This is a genomic window from Brenneria goodwinii, assembly GCF_002291445.1.
Lineage (GTDB): Bacteria > Pseudomonadota > Gammaproteobacteria > Enterobacterales > Enterobacteriaceae > Brenneria > Brenneria goodwinii.
The window spans coordinates 1,962,675-1,987,083 of record NZ_CP014137.1 but is presented as its reverse complement, the minus strand read 5'-3'; the positions used below and the strand labels follow the sequence as shown (position 1 = coordinate 1,987,083).

General features: G+C 55.5%; 27 protein-coding genes. 12 read left to right on the top strand and 15 right to left on the bottom strand.

Annotation, left to right across the window (positions count from 1 at the left end):
• Positions 1-253 precede the first annotated feature (253 nt).
• Complete coding sequence (locus ACN28R_RS08930) at positions 254-610, top strand: YebY family protein (protein ID WP_048639134.1); 357 nt, start codon at positions 254-256, stop codon at positions 608-610.
• A gap of 372 nt (positions 611-982) precedes the next feature.
• Here the strand turns inward: ACN28R_RS08930 and ACN28R_RS08925 are convergent, their stop codons facing one another.
• Positions 983-1,366 (bottom strand): lysozyme inhibitor LprI family protein, encoded by a 384-nt coding sequence (locus ACN28R_RS08925; protein WP_095834192.1) that lies wholly within the window; start codon positions 1,364-1,366, stop codon positions 983-985.
• A gap of 472 nt (positions 1,367-1,838) precedes the next feature.
• Positions 1,839-1,994: a hypothetical protein gene (locus tag ACN28R_RS08920; RefSeq protein ID WP_236840207.1), complete on the bottom strand. Its 156-nt coding sequence runs from the start codon at positions 1,992-1,994 to the stop codon at positions 1,839-1,841.
• A gap of 620 nt (positions 1,995-2,614) precedes the next feature.
• Between ACN28R_RS08920 and ACN28R_RS08915 the strand changes: the two genes are divergently transcribed.
• Positions 2,615-3,280, top strand: a complete 666-nt coding sequence (locus ACN28R_RS08915; protein WP_236840206.1) for a hypothetical protein — start codon at positions 2,615-2,617, stop codon at positions 3,278-3,280.
• A gap of 103 nt (positions 3,281-3,383) precedes the next feature.
• Here ACN28R_RS08915 and ACN28R_RS08910 read toward each other — a convergent pair whose 3' ends face one another.
• The 12 genes from ACN28R_RS08910 to sctW all read right to left on the bottom strand — a co-directional run bounded on the left by ACN28R_RS08910 (position 3,384) and on the right by sctW (position 14,971).
• Positions 3,384-3,839, bottom strand: a complete 456-nt coding sequence (locus ACN28R_RS08910) for a cupin domain-containing protein (RefSeq protein ID WP_048639092.1) — start codon at positions 3,837-3,839, stop codon at positions 3,384-3,386.
• Positions 3,840-4,543: 704 nt separating this feature from the next.
• Positions 4,544-5,620, bottom strand: a complete 1,077-nt coding sequence (gene sctU, locus ACN28R_RS08905) for a type III secretion system export apparatus subunit SctU (RefSeq protein WP_095834190.1) — start codon at positions 5,618-5,620, stop codon at positions 4,544-4,546.
• 10 nt (positions 5,621-5,630) lie between these two features.
• On the bottom strand, positions 5,631-6,428 hold the full coding sequence (gene sctT, locus ACN28R_RS08900; RefSeq protein WP_095834189.1) for a type III secretion system export apparatus subunit SctT: 798 nt from the start codon (positions 6,426-6,428) through the stop codon (positions 5,631-5,633).
• A gap of 15 nt (positions 6,429-6,443) precedes the next feature.
• The gene (sctS, locus tag ACN28R_RS08895; RefSeq protein WP_048639089.1) at positions 6,444-6,698 is read right to left on the bottom strand and encodes a type III secretion system export apparatus subunit SctS; all 255 of its coding nucleotides are present in this window, start codon (positions 6,696-6,698) and stop codon (positions 6,444-6,446) included.
• A 7-nt stretch (positions 6,699-6,705) separates the two neighbouring features.
• A complete protein-coding gene (gene sctR / locus ACN28R_RS08890) occupies positions 6,706-7,359 on the bottom strand; it encodes a type III secretion system export apparatus subunit SctR (protein WP_095834188.1) in 654 nt (217 codons plus the stop codon).
• The gene (gene sctQ / locus ACN28R_RS08885; protein ID WP_095834187.1) at positions 7,356-8,438 is read right to left on the bottom strand and encodes a type III secretion system cytoplasmic ring protein SctQ; all 1,083 of its coding nucleotides are present in this window, start codon (positions 8,436-8,438) and stop codon (positions 7,356-7,358) included. The genes sctR and sctQ overlap by 4 nt, the downstream gene beginning before the upstream one ends.
• Positions 8,432-8,962 (bottom strand): type III secretion system HrpP C-terminal domain-containing protein, encoded by a 531-nt coding sequence (locus ACN28R_RS08880; RefSeq protein WP_095834186.1) that lies wholly within the window; start codon positions 8,960-8,962, stop codon positions 8,432-8,434. Before ACN28R_RS08880 ends, sctQ begins: the two co-directional genes overlap by 7 nt.
• Positions 8,959-9,396, bottom strand: a complete 438-nt coding sequence (locus tag ACN28R_RS08875; RefSeq protein WP_048639085.1) for a type III secretion protein — start codon at positions 9,394-9,396, stop codon at positions 8,959-8,961. Before ACN28R_RS08875 ends, ACN28R_RS08880 begins: the two co-directional genes overlap by 4 nt.
• On the bottom strand, positions 9,386-10,756 hold the full coding sequence (gene sctN / locus ACN28R_RS08870; protein ID WP_048639084.1) for a type III secretion system ATPase SctN: 1,371 nt from the start codon (positions 10,754-10,756) through the stop codon (positions 9,386-9,388). The genes ACN28R_RS08875 and sctN overlap by 11 nt, the downstream gene beginning before the upstream one ends.
• A gap of 1 nt (position 10,757) precedes the next feature.
• A complete protein-coding gene (locus ACN28R_RS08865) occupies positions 10,758-11,705 on the bottom strand; it encodes an FHA domain-containing protein (protein WP_095834185.1) in 948 nt (315 codons plus the stop codon).
• Positions 11,706-11,714: 9 nt separating this feature from the next.
• Positions 11,715-13,817: a type III secretion system export apparatus subunit SctV gene (gene sctV / locus ACN28R_RS08860; protein WP_095834184.1), complete on the bottom strand. Its 2,103-nt coding sequence runs from the start codon at positions 13,815-13,817 to the stop codon at positions 11,715-11,717.
• Positions 13,814-14,971: a type III secretion system gatekeeper subunit SctW gene (gene sctW / locus ACN28R_RS08855; protein WP_095834183.1), complete on the bottom strand. Its 1,158-nt coding sequence runs from the start codon at positions 14,969-14,971 to the stop codon at positions 13,814-13,816. The genes sctV and sctW overlap by 4 nt, the downstream gene beginning before the upstream one ends.
• A gap of 357 nt (positions 14,972-15,328) precedes the next feature.
• On the opposite strand from sctW, the gene ACN28R_RS08850 reads away from it, so the two are divergent.
• The 9 genes from ACN28R_RS08850 to sctL all read left to right on the top strand — a co-directional run bounded on the left by ACN28R_RS08850 (position 15,329) and on the right by sctL (position 22,128).
• A complete protein-coding gene (locus ACN28R_RS08850; protein WP_048639080.1) occupies positions 15,329-15,874 on the top strand; it encodes an RNA polymerase sigma factor in 546 nt (181 codons plus the stop codon).
• Positions 15,875-16,020: 146 nt separating this feature from the next.
• Complete coding sequence (locus ACN28R_RS08845; protein WP_048639079.1) at positions 16,021-17,487, top strand: PAS domain-containing sensor histidine kinase; 1,467 nt, start codon at positions 16,021-16,023, stop codon at positions 17,485-17,487.
• Between the two features lie 20 nt (positions 17,488-17,507).
• On the top strand, positions 17,508-18,149 hold the full coding sequence (locus ACN28R_RS08840; RefSeq protein WP_048639078.1) for a response regulator: 642 nt from the start codon (positions 17,508-17,510) through the stop codon (positions 18,147-18,149).
• A 296-nt stretch (positions 18,150-18,445) separates the two neighbouring features.
• Positions 18,446-19,348 (top strand): sigma 54-interacting transcriptional regulator, encoded by a 903-nt coding sequence (locus ACN28R_RS08835; RefSeq protein ID WP_048639961.1) that lies wholly within the window; start codon positions 18,446-18,448, stop codon positions 19,346-19,348.
• A 160-nt stretch (positions 19,349-19,508) separates the two neighbouring features.
• Positions 19,509-19,715 (top strand): type III secretion system major pilin HrpA, encoded by a 207-nt coding sequence (locus ACN28R_RS08830; protein WP_048639077.1) that lies wholly within the window; start codon positions 19,509-19,511, stop codon positions 19,713-19,715.
• A gap of 64 nt (positions 19,716-19,779) precedes the next feature.
• Positions 19,780-20,142 (top strand): EscI/YscI/HrpB family type III secretion system inner rod protein, encoded by a 363-nt coding sequence (locus ACN28R_RS08825; RefSeq protein ID WP_095834182.1) that lies wholly within the window; start codon positions 19,780-19,782, stop codon positions 20,140-20,142.
• A 3-nt stretch (positions 20,143-20,145) separates the two neighbouring features.
• On the top strand, positions 20,146-20,919 hold the full coding sequence (gene sctJ, locus ACN28R_RS08820) for a type III secretion system inner membrane ring lipoprotein SctJ (protein WP_183092045.1): 774 nt from the start codon (positions 20,146-20,148) through the stop codon (positions 20,917-20,919).
• Positions 20,920-20,930: 11 nt separating this feature from the next.
• Complete coding sequence (locus tag ACN28R_RS08815; RefSeq protein ID WP_095834181.1) at positions 20,931-21,512, top strand: type III secretion protein; 582 nt, start codon at positions 20,931-20,933, stop codon at positions 21,510-21,512.
• A 10-nt stretch (positions 21,513-21,522) separates the two neighbouring features.
• Positions 21,523-22,128: a type III secretion system stator protein SctL gene (sctL, locus tag ACN28R_RS08810; protein ID WP_095834180.1), complete on the top strand. Its 606-nt coding sequence runs from the start codon at positions 21,523-21,525 to the stop codon at positions 22,126-22,128.
• Positions 22,129-22,200: 72 nt separating this feature from the next.
• Here sctL and yczR read toward each other — a convergent pair whose 3' ends face one another.
• Positions 22,201-23,628, bottom strand: coding sequence for a MocR-like transcription factor YczR (yczR, locus tag ACN28R_RS08805; protein WP_095834179.1), 1,428 nt, complete (start codon positions 23,626-23,628; stop codon positions 22,201-22,203).
• A 96-nt stretch (positions 23,629-23,724) separates the two neighbouring features.
• On the opposite strand from yczR, the gene yczE reads away from it, so the two are divergent.
• A complete protein-coding gene (gene yczE, locus ACN28R_RS08800; protein WP_048639072.1) occupies positions 23,725-24,348 on the top strand; it encodes a membrane protein YczE in 624 nt (207 codons plus the stop codon).
• Positions 24,349-24,409 lie beyond the last annotated feature (61 nt).

Genomic DNA, 24,409 nt, shown 5'->3' with positions numbered 1-24,409 from the left:
CGTGCCTTACCCCGGTTTATCATGTTCTGAAATAGGTCGCGTTTTCGATACCCCCTCTACGACAACCTTATTCATCCCTGCCGCCAGATAAGCCGCTTTGCCGCTCGACTTCACCGGTCACTATCGTTATCATCATTGTCAGCTTATATTTAGTAACCCTCTGTTTTATATGGAATGAAATCTACTTTTTGATCGGGGGCGCCGCGTAGCTGCGACGATCAAACGCCTCTGAATAATCATGTTCAGGAACATCATGATGAAGAAACTAACGCTATCCCTTATTCTTGTGTCCATGTCTGTGAATGCCTTTGCAGCAGCGAAGCTGGCAAATATAAGCCGTTTACAGTATGGCGATAAGTGGGCCTTCACGAGAGAGGAGGTGCAGCTCATATGTCGGCCCGGGAAGGCGCTGTATGCCCTGAATACCGCCACATTGATGCAATATCCGCTCAACGATGCCGCTATCGCACAAATGAAAGCTGGCCGGGTAAACGCGCAGCCGATCGATACCATCTGGTTGGATGATCCCAATAACCCTGGTCAGAAGAAAAGTTTACAGCCGTTTGTTGAACTGGCTGAACAACTTTGCGATCCCGACAGTCAGCAATAAAGTTATTGATTATTAATTAAATGTTAAATTGTGGGTGATTGCAGTTAATTATAAGTGTGATATTTATCCGAATTGTAATAATTTCCGCCATGGGAAAACTGGAAAATGCGAGGGAGTTGACTACGCTTAGGTTACAAGGCTAGTTCAGCTTGTAAAAATGCCAACTTTTAGCGCAAGGCTCTCTCCCAAGAGCCATTTCCCTAGACCGGATACAGGAATCGTATTCGGTCTTTTTTTAATTCATTGATTTATAATTATTTATTTTTTAGATCCACGAAAATGTTACGCGGGCTTGAAATTCGGCGCGAGAAGGAGAAAACGCTATGTCTCAAGGGATTAAATAAAGCGCGGAACTCCGCGCTTTGAGGAAATCTAAAGTGGGCAACTCATATCACCTTCTTCGCAATTCAGCATACTTTTAAATTCATTTATTCGGTCTGCTGTTTTGTTTGCCAGGCAGTGAGCATATACCATGGGATAAATAGAACCTTCCTTGGATTGGAATGTTTGAAACTTACAATCAGAATCACGATATTCAATCCATTTATTCTGTGCGGATTTCAGTAGGTTAGTTTGCTCGTCACTCGTTCGTTTTAATACATCTTGATAAAGAGTGTTAAGCTCACTATCTGCTTTTTTATACTCTTCGTTTGCACATTGGTTCATATCTAACTGAGTCTGAGCGTTGTCGCAGTCTAAAGCCAAGGTTTGAAAGGTTGGCAAGATAGCCAGTAATGCAATAATAGCCTTTTTCATTATTTGCCCCTGTATAAAAACCATGCAATATGTGTGATTTTTAATTATATATCCAATTCTGACATGTTAAATCGATGAGATAAGGAACATGCGTTGTGTCTATTCTTCCAAGCTGGAAAATAGCAGGGCTGGCGCTTGTGATCGGTCTGTTTGCTGGCGGTGCGTTTTGCTGGTGGATCACATCAACGAGCTATGGCGCTAAGATTGCCACACTTCATAAACACATAGCACCAGAATCCTCAAGGCTGCCAATAGGTAGCCTTTTTTAGTCGCGAATGTTTGCGGCGTAACTGTGAAGACAATTATAAATATTTCCCTGCCGGTAATTGATCGCTATAACCGATCAATTAACCCAAATCGATCTGTATAAACGTTTATAAAATATACAGCTCAGGTGCCATGATTGTGGTGATGAAAAACTATAAAAACGGCACTAGGGGAAGCGCCCATCGGGTTACCGATGGGCTTTTGCTCACGCAAAAAACGACAGGCGCCCGGCAATAATGTCGAGCGCATCCTCAAGCGTTGAAACAGGATCGATATGGATCGCCGGCGCGTCTTTCTCTCCTACATGTACTACAATATAGAACCCTGAGTCTTCAATGACGGCATACGAACCAACAGGCATGCTGTCAGTTTATCGTTGTCGTCGAGTAGGCAGATCGTCGTTCCGTTAATCAATTTGTCTTATAAATTGCGCCCGAAATTTTCCCATCGATTTACGAAAAATCTAGCATGTATTTGATTTTAAAGGATGGGGTGGGACGGTTTTTTTGATGATTTTTAGACTGAATGTGTGAAATAATCTATGTTATTCAACGATATAGCCTTTATTTAGCGTATAAAGGAATCGTATTCGGTCTTGTGTCGATAGGCGTATTCTTTGCCCCGCGTATCCAGATGTTTATCCGTCACTTTGGCTGATTTGTGACCTGGTCACTTTTGGATAAATGTCTTTCCTCGTTCTTTCTTATCGCGTCGTCCGGTTAGACTGCGTATTTCATGAAAGGAACGATGTCCGTGGCTTTCCTGACCTTGATAAATCCCCCTCATAAAACTCACTACCAGAATGCAATGAGGTATCGATCACAGATAACGAAGGGAAAAGTGAAATGAGCATGTTCTTGCATCAGATACCGTACAGGTCAGCCGTTGGTCATTGCGATGCGGGCTTTCGGGCTCTACGGCTAATGTTGCTGACAACTAGCGCACTAAAAGAGAATACCAATCAATCTGAGATAGTAAAATATGACATTTATTTTACTGAACATAATTAGTATGAAATTCTTTTTTAGACAATTTCTTTTCCTGTTGCTCTCAGTGAGTCTTGTGATACTGGCAATCGTGGCATTATTTTTAGATGTGCACTGGCTGCATAATGATGTTAAAGAAACCTCAATTACAGAGATTTCCCAAGCGTTGATACTGACGGCGATCGTGTGTTTGAACCTGTTCCAGGGGGTTAGAAACAAAGAAAACATGCACAGCTTTGTGTTGGTTGCGGGATTTTTCGGCTGTATGCTTATTCGTGAAATGGACTTTTTGTTTGACGTCATAGCACATGGTTCATGGGTGTGGTTTGCCCTGACCGTTGCCATCGTAACGATGTTTTTTTGTTTTAAAAAACCCGCCGATACCATTCATCAACTGACGATTTTCACGAGTCATCCTGCTTACGGCATGATGTTTTCCGGGCTTCTTTGCATTTTGTTTTTCTCTCGCCTATTTGGCATGCAAGTCCTGTGGCAACACATAATGCAGGATGGGTATATTCGAGTGGTAAAGAACATCGTGGAAGAGGGGTCTGAGCTTTTTGGTTATGTGCTTTGTCTGATTTCAACATGCTGGTACTTGGCGACAGGCAATAACAACAAGGCTCGTAGAGAAATGCCGCAGAGTAACTACATGGGGTGAATCAAACCGCTGTCATGAGTGACGCCGGCAGTAAGGCTAGTCAACTTAATGCCGAATCACCCATCGTTTATGTTTTAAGCCCTGTAGCCAGGGCTTTTTTGCGTTATTTGTCAGCAATAAAGTAGTCGTTGTTATCAGTGATGGGGATATAAGCTCTGACCCATTCACTTCCCTCAACCATTTCCCAACTATGCCCTTCGCCTTGGGTATCTTCAGCAAGAAGCACGGTGCCCGGCGCGACGGTGAATGTCGAACCATCGCTTACTTTAAATTTCAGCGTTCCTTTTAGCGTAACTACATACTGTTTTCTTGGCGCCGGGTGCGTGTTTTTCTCCCAATCTTCCGTGGAGTTGCTGATCCAGAATTGTTTCGCCGGGATTTTTTCCAGCGCTGGAATGCTTCCCTTTAAAAAAGTGGAATGGTTATCGGCGGTATTCGTGAGCTTAATTGCAGGTATGCGAGATTCGCTCTTGTCCGTTGTCTTGGCCGGCTCGCCGTACCCCGCCAAGGGGAGGGATAACGCGGCAACGGTCAAGAGAAAGAGTTTTGCTTTTTTCATTAACTAAAACCTATACAAATATTGTTATTTAATGGTTAACGCCCTAAACGCCGCGCTCCCTGAAATAGATGGGCCGTGTTTCACATGGCGCGATAGATTACCTCAGCCACTCTTCGGATCTCCAGTACGGGTCAATTCGGAGTTGACCTGATAACTGGTTGAAATTATTAGAGTGATTCGTGAAAAGGCTCATTTCAAAAAAAGGCTTTTGGGGTTGCTAAATAGCGGGTGTCGAGTCTGAAACAAGCCGGGATTGTTGTAAAGCAGAATCGTGGCCGAAGGCGTATCGATATGTAACATTTTTTTAAAGAATGCAATTGTAAGAGCATGGTTTCACGCTAATAAAAGAGCGTCTTTATTTTTCCAGTCTGGCGGGAGTATGTCTCAAGCGCATGGAAATGCGTTGGCAGGCCTAGCATGATGGCGACAGTGTTTATCGTGCGCGCATTCACCAGGCGGATAGCGCTAAGCGACGGCAAAAAAAATCCCGCCACGGGGGCGGGAAAACTACTCATTGGCAGGGATGGATAACTCAATATCAAGAACACAACATCAATAAGGGTGATAAAACGATAGCACCCTTAATGTATAGAACTGTCTTGCGCCGGTAAGGTTACCTCGACGGGTGTAAAATGAGATTGGCGTTGAAACAATGACGGCCGCCCGTGCCTCGGTCGCTGTTTCGAATCTGAGACGAGTTGGTTTTATTCCATTTCAATCACTTCATCTTTCTGTTCATCTTCCAACTGACGCAGGGTACGGTAAACCTGCGCCACGGCCTGTAGCGTTTCGCGCGGAATGTAATGACCGACGGGGGTACGGTAAAGCGTTCGCGCCAGCCAGATAAAACGGATAACCGGGATTTCCGCCTGTTTGGCCTGCTCGATAAGCAACTGCGCCTGCTGGTCTTCGCCTTTACAGATAATTTTCGGCAAAGGGGTGACGCCGGGGCGATAGTAGAGGGCCACGGCATAGTGGGTGGGGTTGACCAGCAGCATATCGGCCTCGGCAACCGGTTTTTGCGGCGTGGGGGCCGCCGGTTGGTTAATCAACTCATTGGCCAGAGATTTACGGTGCCCCTTCATGTGCGGATCCCCTTCGGAGTCTTTATGTTCGTTGCGCAGATCCTGATGGCTCATGCGTTGCTGCTTGAGGAAAAAGTATTTCTGCAACCCGAAGTCGAGTACGGAAAGTACCAGCAGCGCGACGAGCGTGGTGCGAGAGATATGCGCCAGTAATGCTTTCACCCCCAGCCAGAAACCGTTTAAATCCCCGTAAGCCAGCTCCACCAGCGACTCCAGCTCAGGCACCACAACCTTATAAAAAACCGTGCCGATGACGACGGCTTTCAGGATATTGGTGATCAGCTCCGTCAGTTTGCGCATGGAGAACATCTGCTTGAATTGGTTAATGGGATTCAACCGGTTCAGATCCATTTTTAATGCTTCGGGAGCAAACAGCGGGCCGTACTGTATCCAGCCGCCCATGATCCGCAGCAACACCGCAATGCTGGCGGCCAGCAGGCAAAAGGTCAGCGCCAGCGTCATCGCGTCATGGAATACTTCTTTGACGGCCTGGCCGAACGGCTGGCTCAGCCGCATCAAGGGGAGCTGTATCAGCGCCTGCAATCTACCCATGGTATGGTCGGCCAACGCCAGAATGCATTCCAGCAGCCCGACGCAAATCAACAGCTTGGGAACGTCCTGGCTTTGCCCGACTTCGCCTTTCTTACGGGCATCCTGAAGTTTTTTATCGGTGGGCTTTTCGGTTTTTTCACTCATGATAAGACCGTTATGGCGACGGTGGGAAAAACAGCGGGAACAGATGTTTTAAGTCCGGTAGCGTCTGAAGTTTGCCATCTCCCAGGTAGTGCAAAACCGGCAGATAAACGATGAAAAAAGCCAGTCCGACCAGGCATTTGGCCGGGATAGAGAGCACAAACACCTGCAACTGCGGGCTGTAGAGGCTGAGCAGCGAGATGCTGAATTCCAGCAGCAGAAGCAGCGCGACCAGCGGGCCGGCATAGATCACCATATGGGTGAAAGTTTCGGCGAGCAGCTTCAGATAGACCTCAAACCCTTGTTCGGTAAGGGGCGGCAGCCATGCCAGAGCCGGCCACAGGCGATAGCTGTCCCACAAAAGCTGGGTCAGCCCGCTAATGCCGATACCGATAATCAGCAGCAGGATAATAAGCTGTTTAAGCAGGTGGCCGAGTGGGGTGGAGTCCGGCCCCAATGCCGGGTTGAGCTGTCCGCCCATCAGCGCGCCGCGCTGGTTATCGAATAGCGCGCCGACGGATTCAAACAGCCAGAATGGCATCGCCAGGATCAGGGCGATCAGCAGGCCGACGATGATCTCTTTTAATAACAGCCCTGGCAGCATCGGCCAGGAGAGCGGCGTCTGTAGCAATTGCTGCTGGATAATCGGCGCCGGCAGCAGGGTTAGCGAAATCACCACCGCGCTGCGCAACATGCCTTTCAGCACGTTGAGCGAAAACGCCGGCACCAGAATAAAACAGGGATAGATACGCGCAATACCCAGCGTGATGGCGATAATAAAATCATAAACGTGCTGGATGGTGGCGATCATCGCGCAGCCTCGGGTTCAGGAGTGTTCGATCATGTTAAAGGCCGTAATGGCAAGCTGGATCAGCTCCACGCCGATCCAACGGCCGGTCAGCGCCAGCGCCACGCCGACGGAGATCAGCTTGACGGCAAACGGCAGCGTCTGGTCTTGTAGCTGCATCACCGCTTGCAATAGCGAGATCAATACGCCGACGATAACCGCCACCAGCAGCGGCGGGGCGGAGAGCAGGACAACCATTACCATGGCCTGCCGGAAAAGCGTGATAATTTCCATTCGGTCCTCACAGATAACTGTAGAAAAGGCCATCCAGCAGCCGAGTCCAGCCGTTGACCAGCACGAACAGCAGCAGCTTGAGGGGCAACGAGAGCGTCATGGGCGCCACCATCTGCATCCCCAGCGCCAGCAACACGTTGGAGACGATCAGATCGATAACGATGAACGGCACATAGATTAAAAAACCGATTTTGAATCCGGCCGTCAGCTCAGACAGCACAAAGGCCGGGATCACCAGCAGCAGATTCTGGGTATCGACTTTTTCCGACATGGACGGCGGCCACATGCGCAGGCTGTTTTCATGCAAATGAGTGAGGATGTCCGGGTCGGTATTACGGGACATGAACGTTTGCAACGGTTCCAGACCGTGCAGCACGCTCTCATGTAAAACGGTCATGTCGCTGGTGTCCGGCGGGCTCTCCTGAAAACGCTGGGTGATATCCTGAAAGATCGGCGCCATGACGAACAGGGTGGCCGCCAGCGCGATGCCGTACAGCGCCATGTTGGGCGGCACTTGCTGTACGCCGATGGCGTTGCGGGTAATCAGCAGCACGACGGCGATTTTTAAAAAGCAGGTACAGACGATCATCATCAACGGAATAAGGGAAAGCGCGCCCAGAAACAGCGCGAACATCAAGGGATCGAATTGACCGGCAGTCATACCTCGGGCTCCTGTTGAGCCGAGGTGTCGGGCGTGGACAGCAGCCGGGTAATTTGCAGCCCCAGTTTGCCCTCTATATCAACCAGCTCGCCATGCGCCAGGGGAATATCGCCGTGACACAGCCAGGCTTCTCCCGGCACCACGTCACGCAGCGTCAGGACCGATCCGCAGCTTAGACGCTGTAGCTCCGGCAGCGTAAAGACAATATGCCCGCAGCGGACGTTAAGCGTAACCGGCAGCGGCGGTAGTTTGGACGGGGTGTGTTGATCTGTAAGGTCTTCACTTGTGACGATGTCACTTATTTCGTCGTGAGCGCTCTGCTGGGCCTGCATGTCGTTGAAAGAGGCGTCGTTCATTGGCGTAATCTCCATATCGGCGATGACAAAATGGTAAGGGGCCAGCCCTGCTAAGCGCAGCGCGCCCTGTAGACGCCGCGAACCCAGCGTGATGGATCCCTGGCCGTCAGGGGAAAAATAGGGCGTGGTCGGCAGGATGACATCGCCGTTGCCAAGCCGGCTCAGCGTCGCTGGCGTGAGAACGGCGTCGGCCAGTATCAGGGGAACCGTAAACGGCAGCGAGTGCGGCAAGGCCGGATAGATCCGTCGCCAGCCGGAGCGTTTGAGCAGCGCCCGCCAACAGGCCGTGGACGCCTGTATCCGGCTGCGCGTGCGAATGCCGTTCCAGCTTACCGTTAGCTGGCCTGTCACCATGCTTTCCGCTGTCCGGGGAGTCGGATGGGGAAGTATCTGGCCCAGCACCGCCGCGACCGATGGCGCAAGAGATTGGTTATACAGCGTCCAATACCACTCCTGTGCCGCTTGCCCGTCCGTTGCAGGCAATAACGGGCAGTCGGACAACAGGCTTAAAACCGGCGCGGGCGAGGAGAGCGCGAAAATGCCATCGTCGCAACGCCAGTGGCTGAGCGGCTCATCAGTGCCGCCGTCTTCCGCCAGCGTCAGGCGTATTTCACCCGGCCGATCTTCACGTCTGAAGGTAAGCGTCAGACCCGCGGCGAGCTGATTGCGTATGTCGACCTGTTCGCGGGGCATGCGCGGCAACGTCAGCGGCTGAGTTACCATCGCTCGGTCTCGCGGCTTTCAAAACTGAGCCTGACCGGACAGCCCAGCGCATCGGACAGCGAGCGGCGGCAGGCTTCACGGCGATGTTTTAATAACGGGTAGGCGTCGCGGCTGAATCGCAGGGCGATATCCCAGCCCTGCGGCGCCAGCGCTGCCAGCGTAACGTCAATATCACCCAACTGCGGCAGTTGCAGGCTGAATGAAAACGGCGGATTGCCAATGTTGTCCACTGATTCGACCAACTCGCACTGGAGGGGCGCCCATTGTGACATTGTCACTCTGTCCGTCTGGGTATCGTGACCGTCGGCCGGCGCCGAATCAAAATAGACTGCCGCCGCCGTTGCGGACGCGCCGGGATTTCCTGTCTGATAAACCGCCTGTTCAAAGCCGCTGGAAAAGGTGAACGCCTGCCAAAAATGGTGTTGCTCCTTCTCGCCTCGGCCCGGGGATTTGGCGGACAACGCCGTTGGCGCCGCCGCGGCGGTATTGGCCGGTTTCTGGCACGGGATGGTTGGGTTGCTCATGTGCGCTCCTGATGCAGCGTTAACAAAAATTCCAGTTTTTCGACGGCCTTCTGGCGCTGACGAACCGTCTGACGAGCCTGGCCGATCTGCTGTTGTTGGCGATGCTGCCGTTGCTGATGGGCATGACCGCGCTGAATTTCCTGCTCGATGTGGCGAAGCGCTTTGCGCTCGGCGGCCAGTTGCGATTTGAGGCTTTCGAGCGCCTGATCCTGGCCTTTTAGCTGCGTGTCAAAGGTTTCGCGCTGCTGCTGACTCGCCTGGCGCAGCAGTTGCAACTGCTGCCGGTGCTGCGCTAGCTGCGCGTTGATCTCCGCCAGCGCCTGCTCTTCCTGGCGCAACTGCCGTTCGCTGCGCAGCAGACGCTGGCGGCGAATCGGCATCAGCAGGTTCAGCGTGGCGTGTAATTCCTGGGCGGCGGCTTCGTCATGGAGCATGGGCGCTGACCTCGGCTAATTGCTGTTGAATATCGTCGTAGGCCATAGGATCGCGCATGGCCTGACGCAGAAATCGGGTAATATCCTGCTGGGCATTGACCGCCGAGTCGGTTAACGCATCGTGGCCGGATTGGTATTCTCCCAGCCGGATAAGCATTTCCACCTGCTTGTAGGCGGCCATCAGGCGGCGTACGGCGCCGGCATGACGATTGTGCCCGCCGTCCACCACGTTGCTCATGGTTCGGCTCAGGCTGGCCAGCACGTCAATGGCGGGATAGTGGCCCTGTTCCGCCAGCCGCCGGGTGAGAACGATGTGCCCGTCGATCAACGAGCGCACTTCGTCCGCCACCGGGTCGTTCATGGAATCCTGCTCGATAAGCACCGAATAGAGGGCGGTAATGGCGCCGGTCTGGGTTTGTCCGGCGCGTTCCACCAGCCGCGGCAGCAGGGTGTATACCGACGGCGGCAGACCGCCGCGGCCCTGCGGTTCGCCAAGGGCCAGGCCGATTTCGCGCTGGGCGCGGGCAAAGCGGGTCAGGGAGTCAATGATCAGTAAGACCTGCTTGCCGGCGGCGCGATACGCTTCGGCAATCGCCGTGGCGGTAAAGGCCGCGCGCGCGCGTTCCATGCTGCTGCGATCGGACGTGGAGCAAACCAGTACGGTACGGCGGCGCAGATCGTCATCCAGTTCATGATCGAGAAACTCGCGCAGTTCGCGTCCACGTTCGCCAATCAGGCCGAAGACAATCGCATCGCACGGGGTGTTGCGGGCCAGTTCGGCCAGCAGCGTGGTTTTGCCGCAGCCGGCGCCGGCGAAGATACCGACGCGCTGCCCCTGGCCCAGCGTCAGCAGCCCGTCGATGGCCCGCAGACCGGTGGGCAACGGCGTGGCGATGCGCGGGCGCGCCGTAGGGGGCGGGGCGTCGCCCAATACCGGCTGGGCGTTGCCATGGAGTTCTCCAGGCTGGACGAATGCGCTTTCGCCGCCGTCTTCCAGCGCGCGTCCGAAGCCGTCCAGCACGCTGCCGAACAGCCTATCGGAAACCTGGATGCAGTGGGGCTGATAAAGCGGGGCGACGGCGGCCCCCTGGGCGATGCCGTCTAACGCGCCCAGCGCCGACAGAAAGGTGTTCCGCGGGCTGAAACCCACGACCTCGGCCATTACCTGGCTGCCGTCTTGGCGCTCGACCAGACAGAGATCGCCGATGCGCGCGCGCGGCAGGCTGCACTCCAGCAAAATGCCGCTGATGCCGATAATCCGCCCTTTTAAATCGACGGGGGCGAAATCGGACAGCCGCCGCCGTTGCTGCTGAAACCAGCGGGTCATCAGTGGAAAATCTATCGCTGCTTGCGTCTGCATTTTACCAATTCACCCTAATCTGCTGTTGACCGGCGAACACGATCTGATGCTCGTCAATACTGACCAGCCGGAGCTGATCCACCTCATCGCCGACGAACAACCGTCTGCCGTCGGCGGTGACGACATTGGCCCGCGGCCCGCTGGTGACCTGCACAATCTGAAACGGCAATTGTGCGTGCTTCAACTGCGTGCGGTTATCAACCATCAGGGCGGTTTTATAACGTTGGTGGAATTGAAGGAGCATCCGTTCCAGTTTTTTTTGTTCGTCCGGGGTTAGCTGACCGGTCAGTACCACGCGCGTATGGGTGGAAGACAGTTTCACCGCGTCGGTTAATTCACGCTCGCGCAACATGGCGTGCAACGTACGTTCCAGCTGCACCACGGTGTTGATCATGCGGCGCGTATCTTTCGGCGGCGGCGCGGGGGGCATCGCCACGCTCTCTTGCAACAACCAACTGCCGATCATCATCATGAGCAACAGGCTGAGCAGCAGATAGCAGCTCTTGGCCCACAACGGCAGACGCTGAGCGACGACGGTCGCGGACGGGGGCGGCGCGGGGGCGGGCTGTACCGCGTCAGGCGTTTCCGCCGGCGATGTTTCCGCTGCGTTTTCCTCGCTGACGGCGGTCGCGGCGGGCTCCGGTTCCGTTTCCCAGGGCGTTTCGGCGGCGACCACGCACAGCCAGATGTGATTAAGGGCAAACGGCGTGCCGGGCGTCAGATCGGCGATTTGGCCGACGGTATGGCCTTCCGCGTCGCTCAGCGCGCCGTCCAGCGCGCTGAGCAGCCAGCCGGTTTCCTGTTTTTCCAGCAGACAATGCCGCGCGCTGACGCCCGGATCGTAGAGGACGAGATCGGCATCGTCATCGGCGCCTATCCGCCAGGACGTTCCGCTCAGCGGTAATGCCGCACCGCGATGTAAACCTGTTAGTACGCGTAGCTCAAACATATTTCATTCCTATGCGCTAAAAGGCGTGTTTTCTTCATACAGATCAAACCGCCCGAGGACGTTGATAGACAAATGCGATTCCAGTTCGGAGAACGACAGCACCGGCACATGATGGAATTCCTCTTGCAGCAGGACGCGTAAAGGCGTGCGTAAATCCTGCGCAACCAATATCTGACCGGTGGACGGCAATGAGGGCGGAAAGGCGCGCCTCAGTTGACCGAGTAAGGTGGCGGCATAATCCTGCGTCAGCGCGAAGAAGGTTTCATTCTGGGTCTGACGCAGCGAGTCGCGCAGCAGCTCTTCGGTTTCCGGCGTCAGCAGCCATACATGCAGGGTGTTTTGTTGACTGTACTGGTGGCAGATTTGCGCTTTCAGCGCCAGCCGCACGTAGTCGGTCAATGCGTGGACGTCGCGTTCGTGCTGCCCGATTTCAATCAGCGCTTCGGCAATCGGACGCACCGAACGCAGCGGGATCCGTTCTGATGCCAGCCGCTGCAGCACGCCGGCAAAGCGCGACAGCGGCATGATGCGTTGCAGCTCCTGCGCCAGCTCCGGCTGTTCGCTCTCCAGCCAGGTCAGGATCGACTTGGTTTCCTGTAGGCCGATAAACTGCGCTCCGGAGCGGTGAATGGCGTTCTCCATGCGCATGAGGATCAATTCCCCCGCCGCCCAGCGCGGGCATGTTTCCTGTTCGAGCAGCGGATGCATGGGAGAAACCCACAGCCAGTCCGCTTCATCACGCAGCGTTGAACCGGCGATGGCATCCTCCAGTTCGCCCTGATCGAACGACGAGCGGTGCACGGCCAAACGCTCGGTGACGAAGGTGGCTTTGACGTAGGGAATTTCATACACGCCGAATTGGAATTCGTCCTCGTCCAGCCGATCGCTGAACTCAATGTCGAACGACGGCAGCGTCATGCCGAATTGATAAACCAACCGGTTGCGTAAACGGCGGATATGCTGAACCAGTGAAAGCGTGGCGGGATTTCCCTGCATCGACGGATGAAACTGCAGCAAATAGGCGCGCGTCGGATTGAAACGCCGCAAATCCTGATGGCCGTTTTGCTCGGCGGGCTGGTTGTCCGCCTCGGCCTGCGAATGGGTCAGGATCCCTTGCTGCTTAATCCGCCATAGCTGGAATACCCCGCTGCTGAACGAGGCGAGGCTGATCACCATGAATACCATTGAGGGCATGCCGGGCAGTAAGGCAAAGCCAAACATGCCTAGGGCGGAGATGATCCAGGCTTTGGGCTGGCTGGTGAGCTGCTCGGCGATTTCGCGGCCGATGTTGGCGTCTAGCGGCTGTCCTTCGGCGGAAACGCGGGTAATGATCATCCCGGCGGTCAGTGAAATCAGCAGCGCGGGGATCTGCGCGATCAGCCCATCGCCAATCGTCAGGACGGAGTAAACGTGCATGGCGTCGGCGGCCGACATGCCGTGCTGCAATACGCCGATGGCGAACCCGCCGATCATGTTGATGAACACGATCACCAGACCGGCGATGGCGTCGCCTTTGACGAATTTCATCGCGCCGTCCATCGCCCCGAACAGCTGGCTCTCTTTCGCCAGATTGTCACGCCGTTGCCGCGCCTGATGCGCTTCAATCAACCCGGCGCGCAGATCGCTGTCGATCGACATCTGTTTGCCGGGCATGGCATCCAGCGTAAAGCGCGCGGCGACTTCTGCCACCCGCTCGGAACCTTTGGTGATCACCAAAAAATTGACGACGGTAAGAATCAAAAAGATCACCAGCCCGACCGCCAGATTGCCGCCCACCACATAGTTGCCGAACGCTTCGACGATATGGCCGCCGTCCTGTTGCAGCAGGATCTGGCGGGTGGTGGAAATCGACAGCGCCAGCCGGAACATGGTGGTCAACAGCAGCACCGCCGGAAACGTGGAGAACGCCAACGGCTTGGGCAGATACATCGCCAGTACAATCAGCAGCGAAGAGACGCATATATTGAATGCGATCAGTACGTCAATCAGGCTCGTCGGCAGCGGGATGATCATCATAAACACGATAGACATGACGATGACCGCGCCCACCACTTCAGAGCGCTGCATGGCGCTGAGGGCGATGCGGTTGAGCCAGATAATCACCAGATTCATAGTAATAAATCCCCGCCTGGCGACGGCGACAGCGAGGCTCTCTTATTCTCGTACTGCGCGGCATCGCCGATCATGCCGCGAATAAGATGTAGAGCGGTCTGGCGGTTTTTCAGATCGCGCCACAGCGGCTGCGGCAATTCACGGACCAATGGCAGCAACGCGTTGAAAAACATGATCTGATGGCGGGGTTCGGTACCGGCCACCTCGCGTCCCAGGTTGTGCAGATCGCGCGCGTAGGCGCCATTAGCGCTCAGACCGATCAAGCGGCGGGTGAGATCAATCGCGCCTAAGGTAAACGACGGCAGTTTTAACGACAGGCGCTCAAGCATCTCTCTGCTGGCCGATAGCGTGTGGCTCAAGTGGCTGGCGTCGTTGAGGCCGTTAAGCATTTTTTTCAACGCCGCTTTAGGGATAGACGACGCCTGACAGGCGATGTCCGCCGACAGCGCGCGCTGCATGGTACGCAGACCGTCCGCGAAACGGTTGGCGCCCACGTGCTCCAGCAGCGCGTCCAGCAGGGCGCTGACCGACTGTTGGTGGACCACTTTCCGATAGTAGAGATCGCGTATCGCCTGCCGGTGTTCGGGGTGGGCGCTGAACAGCGAAATGGCGCCGGCGGTGTTTAATCCCGCCCTGATTTCCGGCCCTTTCTCCTGATGCAGATGCTGCAGCGCCCGTTCCGCCGCTTCGGCCAACTCGGGCCGGCTGGTCTGCGCCTGGCTGAGGATCTGTTTGAGCAGCACGTCGCCCCGCGCCGGATCGTTGCCCGCGGCCTGAAGCATCGCTTCTACCGTCGGCGTCTCAGCGTTGGTCAGCAGGCCGCGCATGCGATCCATTTGCCGATCGGGTGATCCTTCGGCCGGGTTTTCCAACAGCTTGAACAACTCGGTGAGTTTCTCAATCCGTTCGACGTTGGTCAGCGTCCGCCCATCGGTTTGGGTGATATTGCGGCGATTCAGCGATTTACTTCTGCGCTCCGCCTGTTCGCCAAACGCCATGGCGACTTCTTCCATTGATGTGGCGAGCGGCGAGCGCAGCGGTTCATGATGAGCCGGCGCCTTTACCGCCGCCGGCGATGTCGCCGGATCGTTATCGGTATCTAGTGGTCGGGATATGGGCGTCGTAACGGGCGTAACATTCTGAATTTTTGTCATTATCCTGTCCGGCGTGAATCAACAAGGTGTTGTTGTGTGGTTCGAAAGCGCGGACAGTTCCTGGATGCGATTCATCTTTCCAGTCGAAAACGCGCCGCCTTCCCGCGTAGCGAAAACTCTCGGTATAGAAACCAAAAATCAGAGCAATAGGTATTTCTTGCCGAGGGGAATCATATACTTTTGGGCATTGCAAAAACTTGCATCCGCTTTTAGGAACGGTCGGCAAAAAGTTGCGTAAAATTTCAGCAATAATAAAATAAATGACTTTAAATCAATGCATTAAATAAAAACCAAGAGTGGTACAGGTCTTGCTATCCCGTTGGCGCCAATGTGGGCTAACAGCGGAGAGTAAGTGAAATGGAAACCTCTACCCCGGTCTATTCCGACCAGAAAGACATCTCGTATAACGTGCCATCCGTCGATTGGGAACAGGTGTTTCGGCAACATGGAAAGAGGTTACATAACTTTATCCGTAAACGTGTCAGCAACCATGACGATGTTGAGGATTTACAGCAAATGACATACCTGGAGGTACTAAAGCATCAGGATAAGTTTCTCGGCGCGTCGCGTCCGGAAACCTGGGTGTTCGGCATAGCCCTTAACCTGGTGCGCAATCATTTCAAACAGGCGCGTCAGCGATCGTATGAAATCGGTGATGAGGCACTGGAAAACGTAACAGTTGATACAGATCCGGGAATGATCACAGAGAGCCAGAGAGCGTTGCACAAGGCATCTGAAGCGATGTCCAGCCTGCCTGATGAGACGCGCAATATGTTGCTGATGTTGCTCGATTCCGACGTCAGTTATCAGGACATTGCACTGCGGTTGGATATTCCTATCGGGACGGTCCGTTCACGTTTGTCCCGTGCGCGCGGGGTTATTCGTCAAGCAGTGGATGCCTGACCCGCGCGGTTCATAGAAGTAAAGCCTTCTGTCAGCCAGTACGCCGGTGTTGTAGCAGGTAGGTTCTGAGCTCGGCTCCTGTGATGTATCTGAAACGCGGCATGGTTTCGGCCATGCGCGCTATTCACTTAACAAGGGGAAGTCTAATGATGTTCACGCAACCTTTTCAGACCGCGTCTGATACCGATGTGCCACAGCTGGAGTTGGTGGATTTCGCGTTTAGCCGTATAAAAGACGCGATTTACATCGTGAACGAAGAAGGGCGTTTCTGCTATGCCAATGAGGCGGCATGCCAAACGCTGCACTACAGCAGCGATGAGTTTCTTCAATTACGGGTTGCAGATATCGACCCCAATTGGCCGGCCAGGAGCAGACCGGCAGGTTGGTGGAAGGAATATGATACCGATAGGGGTATTACGTTTGAAACATGCCACATAACCCATTTCGGTATGGTTATTCCTGTCGAAGTCAATTTGACTCACTTCAAACATAAAGGACGCAGTTACAGCATGTGTGTGGTAAGAGACATCAGGGAACGCAAGCATATCGAACAGTTGTCATACGCGCGGGAACAAGAGTTTCGCGCGCTGGTGGAAAATACGCCTGACCTAATAACCCGTTTTGATCCCCAGTTGAACTGTCTGTATGCCAACCCGGCAACGCTAAGACATCTGGATTTTACCATTGAGCAACTGTGTGGCCGCAAGCTGACGGATTTAATGCCGGGCGCCAAGTGCGCCATGCGTATCCAGCAGCTAGTGCAACAGGTGGTTGATAGCCGCCATAGCGTGGAGGGGGAGTTATCGGATGAAAATGGCAGAGGCGATCAGCGCCATGTGGTTATTCACCATATTCGCTGTGTTCCCGAGTTCGATCAGCAAGGCGCGCTGGTGTCCATTCTCGCGGTAGGCCGCGATATTACGGCTATTCGCTATGCGGAAAGAAAACTGGAGGACTCGCATATGCAACTGAGCCTGCTGGCGCGTCAGCGCGAGATTTCCCGTGAGGCGGAGCGCAAGCATATCGCCAGGGAAATTCATGATGAACTAGGGCAACATCTGACCACCATCCGCATGAGTTTGTCGCTGATGCGCATGTGCTTTGCCAAGGACAATCCGGACATGCAGGAGCAGCTGAAGAGGTTGATGCTGTTGTCGGACCAGACCATCCAGGTGGTGCGCAACGTATCCACGCGGTTGAGGCCCAATGTGCTCAATATGGGGCTGACGCCCGCGTTGGAATGGCTGTGTGACGAATTCAACCGTAATTACCGTGGCGAATGTCTGTTAAAAACGGCGGAACCGGAACTGACACTCAAAGACGAATGCGTGACGGCCGCATTTCGCGTCGCGCAGGAGTCGTTGACCAACGTGGCGCGTCATGCGCAGGCGACAAAGGTGGAGATCTCGCTTGAAAACCACGCCGGCGATGTGGTGCTGCGTATCCAGGATAACGGCAAGGGATTTGACGACCAGATAAACAAAGCCGATGCCTTCGGCCTGATTAGCATGAAAGAGCGAGGAAGAATGCTGGGAGGAGAGGTGGTTATCGAAAGTGCGCCGGGAAGCGGCACCCTGGTGCAACTTACCTTTCCAATGGAAGCGGATGCTTAGCCAGCAAAAAGGAGAATGTGATGGATAAGCAGATCCGCTTAATGATTGCGGACGATCACGTCATTATGCGCGAAGGTCTTAAACAGATTTTTGCGCTGGACGACACGCTGGGAGTGGTCGCGGAGGCGGGCAACGGCGCGCAGGTGTTAAGTAAACTGCGCACCAGCAGTATCGACCTGCTATTGCTGGATATGTCTATGCCCGGCATCTGCGGCGAAGACCTGATTTTACGGATTGTCGCACAGTATCCTCTGTTGCCCATCCTGGTGCTCAGCATGTACAGCGAAGCACAGATTGCGCAACGCGCGCTAAAAAGCGGCGCCAGGGGATACATCACCAAAGATAAGGATCCGGAAACGCTGCTTTCCGCGATTCGCCGCGTTGCGCAGGGGGCGCGTTATATTGACCATACCATTGCCGAACAACTGGTTTTTTTCGATTGTATGGACAGGGGGAAGGCGCCGCATGACGTGCTGACGCCGCGGGAGCATCAGGTCATGGTGATGTTCGCGCAGGGCATGGGGATTAATGCGATTGCCCAGGCGCTGGCCATCAGCAGTAAAACGGTAAGCACCCATAAATCACGTTTGATGGAGAAAATGCAGTTCAGCACCAATGCCGACATTGTTAAATATGTGCTGAATAAGCGGCTTATTTTATAAAGGGTACGGTAACGGTATCCGTAGGTTGAGGTAGGAATTTCCTGACACGGCTTTCCGTAATTCCTACCTCACGTTCAGCGATAACTGATGGTTTCGCTTTTCGTTGATGGTTAATGCTTAGCCCCACTCTTTTAACGGCTAACCGGAGCCGCTAATGCGCGCCGGTCATATTGTCGTAATTATAGAGTATAAACAGGAACGTTTGGAAGGTATAAGTCAGCCCGGATGGGCACAGGAGCAGGCAAATGTTTAGGAAAAACGATGATGCCTACCGCTGGGTAGGTTCATGTTCGGAAATGGCCTCAACGGCTTATTCATCAGATGACATTCATGCAACATTGTCCCCGTTTGTTGACGTTATTGCGCCGCTGAGCGTGGATATCGTCCTTGAGGGGGAAACCGGAACCGGTAAAGACACGCTGGCCCGCCGTATTCACCAGCAGTCGGGATGCAGCGGACCGCTGGTGGCGGTTAACTGCGCCGCCATTCCTGAAAGTCTGGCCGAAAGCGAACTCTTTGGCGTGGTTTCCGGCGCCTATACGGGGGCCAGCCGATCGCGGGCGGGGTATCTGGAAACGGCGGATAAAGGCATTCTTTTCCTGGATGAGATCGACAGTATGCCCTTGACGTTGCAAGCGAAAATGCTGCGCGTACTGGAGAGCCGGGGCGTAGAGCGGCTGGGCAGCACGCAGTTCAAGCAGCTGGATATGCGGGTGATTGTCGCAACGCAAACGCCGCTGCATCAGCTAGTGGAGAAAGGACTGTTCAGACGCGATCTGTACTTTCGTCTGGATACGGTGAAAATACTGTTGCCCACGTTGCGTTCCCGCACCGATCTCATCATCCCGCTTTTTCAGCGCTTCTGTCATGAAGCGGCGCAGCGTCTGAAAATCGCGCCCCCCGCGATGACGAGCCATTTGCATGAGTGCCTGCTGGCTCACTCATGGCCGGGCAATCTTCGTGAATTAAAGGCCGCGGCCGAGCGCTGGACGTTGGGATTATCGCCGGTGGCATCGGTATCGGAACCCGGTCATGAGCCGTTGCAATTAAGAGATCGCCTAAAACGAATTGAGAAATTTTTGATTCAGGACGCGCTACGGCGGCACGGCCACTGCATCGATCGCGTGGTGAGGGAGTTGGGTATCCCCAAACGCACGCTCTATCACCGGTTAAAAGTGCTTAACGTTTCCGCACGCTGAAAAACGTCAAGGGGGGCAGCGAACGCCTGCCATCAATAAAGTTCGGCGTAATGTGGAACTGTTTTTCTCTCTTCTCCACTTAATCGATGAACAGGATGTCTGTATGTACGGCATGACGGTTCACCCACATTATTCATGTTAATCATATTGGAGATAAATCATGGCATTTGGACTTTCACAGGTTGCTTCACAGGCCGCCACTTCTATGCTGGATAGCGCTATGGCGGGTTCATTGACCAAATCCGCCACGGCCCAGGCGCAAAAAATTGCTCTGGATACGGAAAACTCAATTGCGGACGGCCAGATGGATTCCGCATCCAAATCGTTGAACGCCGGACAAAAAACGGCAAAATCCATTCAGTTCTGATTCTGAAGTCGCCTGCCGGTTGTGTATACCGGCAGGTTATTATTTTTGCCAGAATGGAAAATCCATGAAAATTAATCGTGTGAATGAAACAGCCCCGATGAATTTCGCCGCAGAAACCGGAAATTCCGCGATCAATCAGCAGGATATCGCCTGGTTCAGCGCTTCATTGGAGCAGCCTTCCGCCTCCTCAACGCCGGTTAACGGCAACAGCGCCTGGATGAACGCGCTGGTTGAAAAGTCTCAGGGAATCAACGCCGGATTTAAAGACGCCGAGCGTGATGTCGGCCGATCGATGCGTTCCAATAATCCTAAGGATGTATTGGACGCCACCCGAACGCTCTCTTCTTTTTATTTGGAAAGTTTGTTCAGCGCCAAGCTGGTCGCCAAAAGCGTTCAAAGCGTGGAAAAACTAACCAACCTACAGTAGCGCATGATGAAAACAGACTTGCGAGCACTTTTTCTGCTGTTATCGCTGCTGCTGATGGGCTGCGGCGATCCGATCGAACTGAACCGCGGACTATCAGAGAACGATGCCAATGAGGTGATTGCCGCGCTTGGGCGTTATCAGATTGCCGCGGAAAAACGGGTTGATAAAACAGGGGTTACGCTGATTATCGATGCGAAAAATATGGAAAGGGCGGTCAACATTCTTAATGCCGCCGGGTTACCGCGCCAATCCCGTACTAATCTGGGCGAGGTTTTTCAGAAAAGCGGCGTGATTTCCACGCCTTTGGAAGAGCGGGCGCGCTATATCTATGCGCTGTCGCAGGAAGTTGAAGCCACGCTGACGCAAATTGACGGCGTGCTGGTGGCGAGAGTGCATGTGGTGCTGCCCGAACGCATTGCGCCCGGCGAGCCGGTGCAGCCGGCGTCAGCGGCGGTTTTCATTAAATATCAGCCGGAGCTGGAACCGGACAGCGTGGAGCCGCGCATCCGGCGCATGGTCGCCAGCAGCATTCCGGGGCTCTCGGGTAAAAATGATAAGGACTTGTCGATTGTTTTTGTTCCCGCCGAACCTTATCAGGATACGATCCCCGTCGTCACGCTCGGGCCTTTTACGCTGACGCCGCAAGAGATGGTGCGCTGGCAGTGGACGGCTGGCCTGATGGGGGCGCTGATTATCGGTCTGTTGGCCTGGCGGCTGGGCAAGCCTTATATGCGGCAGTGGCAACAAAATCGGGCCGATGCCCGGCAACAGCGTTGACGGGGAAAGACATGACGCACGATCAATCTTGCCTCGACTGGGTGCGATGGTGGGCGGGACTTTGCATATTACAGGCCGCTCCCGACTGGGATGAACAGCATTTCTTTACACCGCAGATACCCCGGCTACGGCAGCTCATTCATGTGAATCCGGCGGAGGTCGGCCGCTATTTTGATCTGCCGGCGCAGTTACCCCCCGAGCCGGAGCCTTCTTTAATGCGGCTTGGCGCGCTCAGCGCCGATGGGCGGGCGCAGGTCTTGCGCCTGATGGCGGTGGTATGCCGGCCGGCCGGAACGCCGCCTGAGATAAGCGCCGAGCAGGTGATATGGTGCCGGCGTCTGGCCAAGGCGTTGCGTCCCGGTTTGTGGCTGCCGGCGAGCTGTTCGTTTTCAGACGCCGCGGACGCGCTTAGTCTGCTGCGCGTTCGCTATGGCGAATTGTGCTGGCCGCGCCTGCGGCTGCTGTATCCCCGTGCGTTGACCGACCGCTGCCCGCTTTGCAAACAATCTTTGCCCGCCGGGCGGCTCAAGGCGTTGTGCGATGCGTTGATCTGGAAAGCCTCGGCGCCGGAATCCCTGCTGACGACCCCGTAAGGAGGGGATGATGCTAACGAAGAAAACGTTTTTCACGCTTGACGGCGCCACCCGGCAAGAGGCGGCGGTGATCCCGGCGAAGCGGGTGGCGGAGCACTATTACAGCCGCACGCTGCTGGATAATGCCCGCGAGCAGGCGGCGGAACTGCTGGCGCAGACGCGCGAACAGGCGCAACAGGACGTTCGGCAGGCGATTGAGCAGGCGGAGTCCGGTTTCTGGCGGCAGGCGGATGCGCTGTTGCAGGGATACCGGCAGGAGCGGGAGAATCTGGAACAGGCCTGGGTCATGCAGTCCGGCCAGTTGCTGCGTGAGGCGTTGAGCCGGTTGCTGGATGAGATCCCCGATGCGCAGCGGCGCGACGCCCTGTTAAGGCAATTGTTGCGGCAGCGGCAGGATGAAGCGCGCGGTACGCTTTATTGTCGCCCCGACCAGTCGGCCGAGGTGGCGTGTTGGTTAAAGGATCATCCTCATCTGGATTGGCGGCTGGCCAGCGATGAGTCGCTGGAAAACGACGCATTAAAGCTGATTACCGCGTACGGCGTGATGTCGCTCAGTTGGCGGCAGGCGACCGCACAGCTGATGCCGTCGGCAGAGGTGATACCGCTGCATTCTTAGTCGTGATTCACCGACATGGCCGTTGTTCGGCAACCTGACATCGGCGTATCTCCGTATCAACGCGCGATCGCTTTATACCACTCTCCCGCGCCCGCCATAACTTTGGTTCTGCGCCAGATGATTCCATAGCGGCTGTAGCCGCGCCAGCGCCGCGTTCATCTGCGTGGTGTCCAGCGTGAACGGCAGACGAAGAAAACGCTCGAACGCGCCGTCGGCGCCGAATCGCGGACCGGCGCCGACGCGGATACCGATGGTTTCCGCGCCGGCGGCAAAAACGGTCGCCAACGGTTTAGGCAATTCGAACCACCAGGATAGCCCGCCTTCCGGGGTGTCGGCCCGCCAGTCAGGAAACAGCGCGCGGATCGTCGCGCCGCAGGCATCTCGTTGCCGGCGCAGCGCGGCTCGCTTTTGCGGCAGGATATCATCCGCCTCATTAAACAGTGCGATGGCGGCCAGTTGTTCCAGTACCGGCGATCCTAAATCCAGCGTATCGCGTATCTGAATCAACGCGGCGATGGTGCGGGCGGAGGCGCGTATCCATCCCAGGCGCAGGCCGCCCCAGAAACTTTTTCCCGCGGAGCCGAGCGTAATCACTTGAGCGGCCTGGTTGAATGCGGCCAGCGGCGGGGGCGGCGGGACGTCAAACCATAAATCAACCAGGGTTTCATCCACGACGATGGCGGTGTGCGTGCGGGCGGCAATATCCGCTATCGCCTGGCGGGTCGCGGCATCCATGCAACGCCCGGTCGGGTTGTGGAAATCGGGTATCAGGTAGGCGAGACGCGGGGACGTCTGGGCGATGGTCGCCGCCAGCCCGTCGGTGTCCCAACCCCGCTCGGGCAGGCTTACCGGAACCGGCCGGCAGGATGCTCCCTTAATGGCCGCCAGCGCGATCGGATAAGTAGGATGGTCGATCACCACCCGATCGCCGGGGCCGGTCAGTAAACGCAGAATCTGGCTAAAACCGCTGACCGCGCCGTTCACCACCATAATTTGCTCCGCCGTGGTCGGCAGTCCGCGCGCGGTATAGCGCCGGGCGATGGTGCGACGGAGTTCCGGCAATCCCTGCGGATCGTAACCGGTGGTGCCGAGGTATTCCGGCAAGGCGATCAGCGCGCTGGCATAAGCCCGATGAATTTCCGGGCCGGCGGGCAGCGCGGCGGTGGAGAGATCCAGCGTTGGCGCCGCGCCGAACGTCAGCGCGGCCGTTGAAGCGCTTTCCGGCAGCATCGTTATCGAACCTGAGCCGTGACGGCTGGCCAGATAGCCCTCGTCGCGCAGTTGCGCCAGGGCGGTCGCCACCGTGGTGCGGCTGATGCCAAGCGTTGTCGCCAGCTCCCGTTCGCCGGGCAGGCGGCTATCCAGCGGCAGACGGCCATCAAGAATCAACAGCCGCAGGCCATCCGCCAACTGGCGATAAACCGGCGTTCGCGGGGCATCCTGATGCCAGCGCCCGAGTAATCGCAGCAAAGATGCGGCGCCTATTCTGCGTAGTGCCATAGCTAGCAGTCCACTTTATGAAAACTGGACCTTAATATTAAGTCCATTTTGCGTAAGTGTATAGCCACAACACAGATGAGGTATGAAGGAAAGAGAATGGTTCGTCGATTGGTACAGCTCTATATCGGCCTGATGTTATACGGCGTGTCCACGGCAATGTTCGTGCGCGCAGACTTGGGCGCGGATCCGTGGAACGTATTTCACCTCGGCGTGGCGCGCATCTTCTCGTTGGATATCGGCACGGTGATGATTATTGTCGGGGCGCTGGTGCTGCTGTTGTGGATCCCGCTGCGCCAACGTCCTGGGCTGGGAACCGTCAGTAACGTGATTGTTATCGGATTGGCGGCGGACGCCGCGCTGGCCCTAATGCCGCCGCTGGAATCGCTGGCGGCCCGTAGCGCGCTGCTGGCGTCGGCGATTGTGGTCAATGCGCTGGCGACCGGGATGTATATCGGCGCCGGTTTTGGCGCCGGCCCGCGGGACGGACTGATGACCGGCATCAACGCCCGCACTGGCTGGTCTGTGCGAAGCGTGCGCACCGCTATTGAGCTAAGCGTGCTGCTGTCGGGCTGGCTGATGGGGGGCTCGTTCGGCATTGGCACGGTGCTGTACGCCTTATTAATCGGGCCGTTGATTCAGCTTTGCCTGCCGTGGTTTATGCTCAGTTCGCGCGCGGCAAAGGCGCAGCCGCAACCAGCGGCGCCCTCTGCGCGCTCCTAGCCACATTTCCTACTCTATTTCCCTCCCCGATACCGCGTTGCGAAGACCGCAGCGCGGGCAT

What these genes read in the sequence shown, in the direction of transcription:
- ACN28R_RS08930 (WP_048639134.1), top strand. Translation starts at nt 254, where the DNA reads ATGATGAAGAAACTAACGCTATCCCTTATTCTTGTGTCCATGTCTGTG.
- ACN28R_RS08925 (WP_095834192.1), bottom strand. Translation starts at nt 1,366, where the DNA reads ATGAAAAAGGCTATTATTGCATTACTGGCTATCTTGCCAACCTTTCAA.
- ACN28R_RS08920 (WP_236840207.1), bottom strand. Translation starts at nt 1,994, where the DNA reads ATGCCTGTTGGTTCGTATGCCGTCATTGAAGACTCAGGGTTCTATATT.
- ACN28R_RS08915 (WP_236840206.1), top strand. Translation starts at nt 2,615, where the DNA reads ATGACATTTATTTTACTGAACATAATTAGTATGAAATTCTTTTTTAGA.
- ACN28R_RS08910 (WP_048639092.1), bottom strand. Translation starts at nt 3,839, where the DNA reads ATGAAAAAAGCAAAACTCTTTCTCTTGACCGTTGCCGCGTTATCCCTC.
- sctU (WP_095834190.1), bottom strand. Translation starts at nt 5,620, where the DNA reads ATGAGTGAAAAAACCGAAAAGCCCACCGATAAAAAACTTCAGGATGCC.
- sctT (WP_095834189.1), bottom strand. Translation starts at nt 6,428, where the DNA reads ATGATCGCCACCATCCAGCACGTTTATGATTTTATTATCGCCATCACG.
- sctS (WP_048639089.1), bottom strand. Translation starts at nt 6,698, where the DNA reads ATGGAAATTATCACGCTTTTCCGGCAGGCCATGGTAATGGTTGTCCTG.
- sctR (WP_095834188.1), bottom strand. Translation starts at nt 7,359, where the DNA reads ATGACTGCCGGTCAATTCGATCCCTTGATGTTCGCGCTGTTTCTGGGC.
- sctQ (WP_095834187.1), bottom strand. Translation starts at nt 8,438, where the DNA reads ATGGTAACTCAGCCGCTGACGTTGCCGCGCATGCCCCGCGAACAGGTC.
- ACN28R_RS08880 (WP_095834186.1), bottom strand. Translation starts at nt 8,962, where the DNA reads ATGAGCAACCCAACCATCCCGTGCCAGAAACCGGCCAATACCGCCGCG.
- ACN28R_RS08875 (WP_048639085.1), bottom strand. Translation starts at nt 9,396, where the DNA reads ATGCTCCATGACGAAGCCGCCGCCCAGGAATTACACGCCACGCTGAAC.
- sctN (WP_048639084.1), bottom strand. Translation starts at nt 10,756, where the DNA reads ATGCAGACGCAAGCAGCGATAGATTTTCCACTGATGACCCGCTGGTTT.
- ACN28R_RS08865 (WP_095834185.1), bottom strand. Translation starts at nt 11,705, where the DNA reads ATGTTTGAGCTACGCGTACTAACAGGTTTACATCGCGGTGCGGCATTA.
- sctV (WP_095834184.1), bottom strand. Translation starts at nt 13,817, where the DNA reads ATGAATCTGGTGATTATCTGGCTCAACCGCATCGCCCTCAGCGCCATG.
- sctW (WP_095834183.1), bottom strand. Translation starts at nt 14,971, where the DNA reads ATGACAAAAATTCAGAATGTTACGCCCGTTACGACGCCCATATCCCGA.
- ACN28R_RS08850 (WP_048639080.1), top strand. Translation starts at nt 15,329, where the DNA reads ATGGAAACCTCTACCCCGGTCTATTCCGACCAGAAAGACATCTCGTAT.
- ACN28R_RS08845 (WP_048639079.1), top strand. Translation starts at nt 16,021, where the DNA reads ATGATGTTCACGCAACCTTTTCAGACCGCGTCTGATACCGATGTGCCA.
- ACN28R_RS08840 (WP_048639078.1), top strand. Translation starts at nt 17,508, where the DNA reads ATGGATAAGCAGATCCGCTTAATGATTGCGGACGATCACGTCATTATG.
- ACN28R_RS08835 (WP_048639961.1), top strand. Translation starts at nt 18,446, where the DNA reads ATGGCCTCAACGGCTTATTCATCAGATGACATTCATGCAACATTGTCC.
- ACN28R_RS08830 (WP_048639077.1), top strand. Translation starts at nt 19,509, where the DNA reads ATGGCATTTGGACTTTCACAGGTTGCTTCACAGGCCGCCACTTCTATG.
- ACN28R_RS08825 (WP_095834182.1), top strand. Translation starts at nt 19,780, where the DNA reads ATGAAAATTAATCGTGTGAATGAAACAGCCCCGATGAATTTCGCCGCA.
- sctJ (WP_183092045.1), top strand. Translation starts at nt 20,146, where the DNA reads ATGATGAAAACAGACTTGCGAGCACTTTTTCTGCTGTTATCGCTGCTG.
- ACN28R_RS08815 (WP_095834181.1), top strand. Translation starts at nt 20,931, where the DNA reads ATGACGCACGATCAATCTTGCCTCGACTGGGTGCGATGGTGGGCGGGA.
- sctL (WP_095834180.1), top strand. Translation starts at nt 21,523, where the DNA reads ATGCTAACGAAGAAAACGTTTTTCACGCTTGACGGCGCCACCCGGCAA.
- yczR (WP_095834179.1), bottom strand. Translation starts at nt 23,628, where the DNA reads ATGGCACTACGCAGAATAGGCGCCGCATCTTTGCTGCGATTACTCGGG.
- yczE (WP_048639072.1), top strand. Translation starts at nt 23,725, where the DNA reads ATGGTTCGTCGATTGGTACAGCTCTATATCGGCCTGATGTTATACGGC.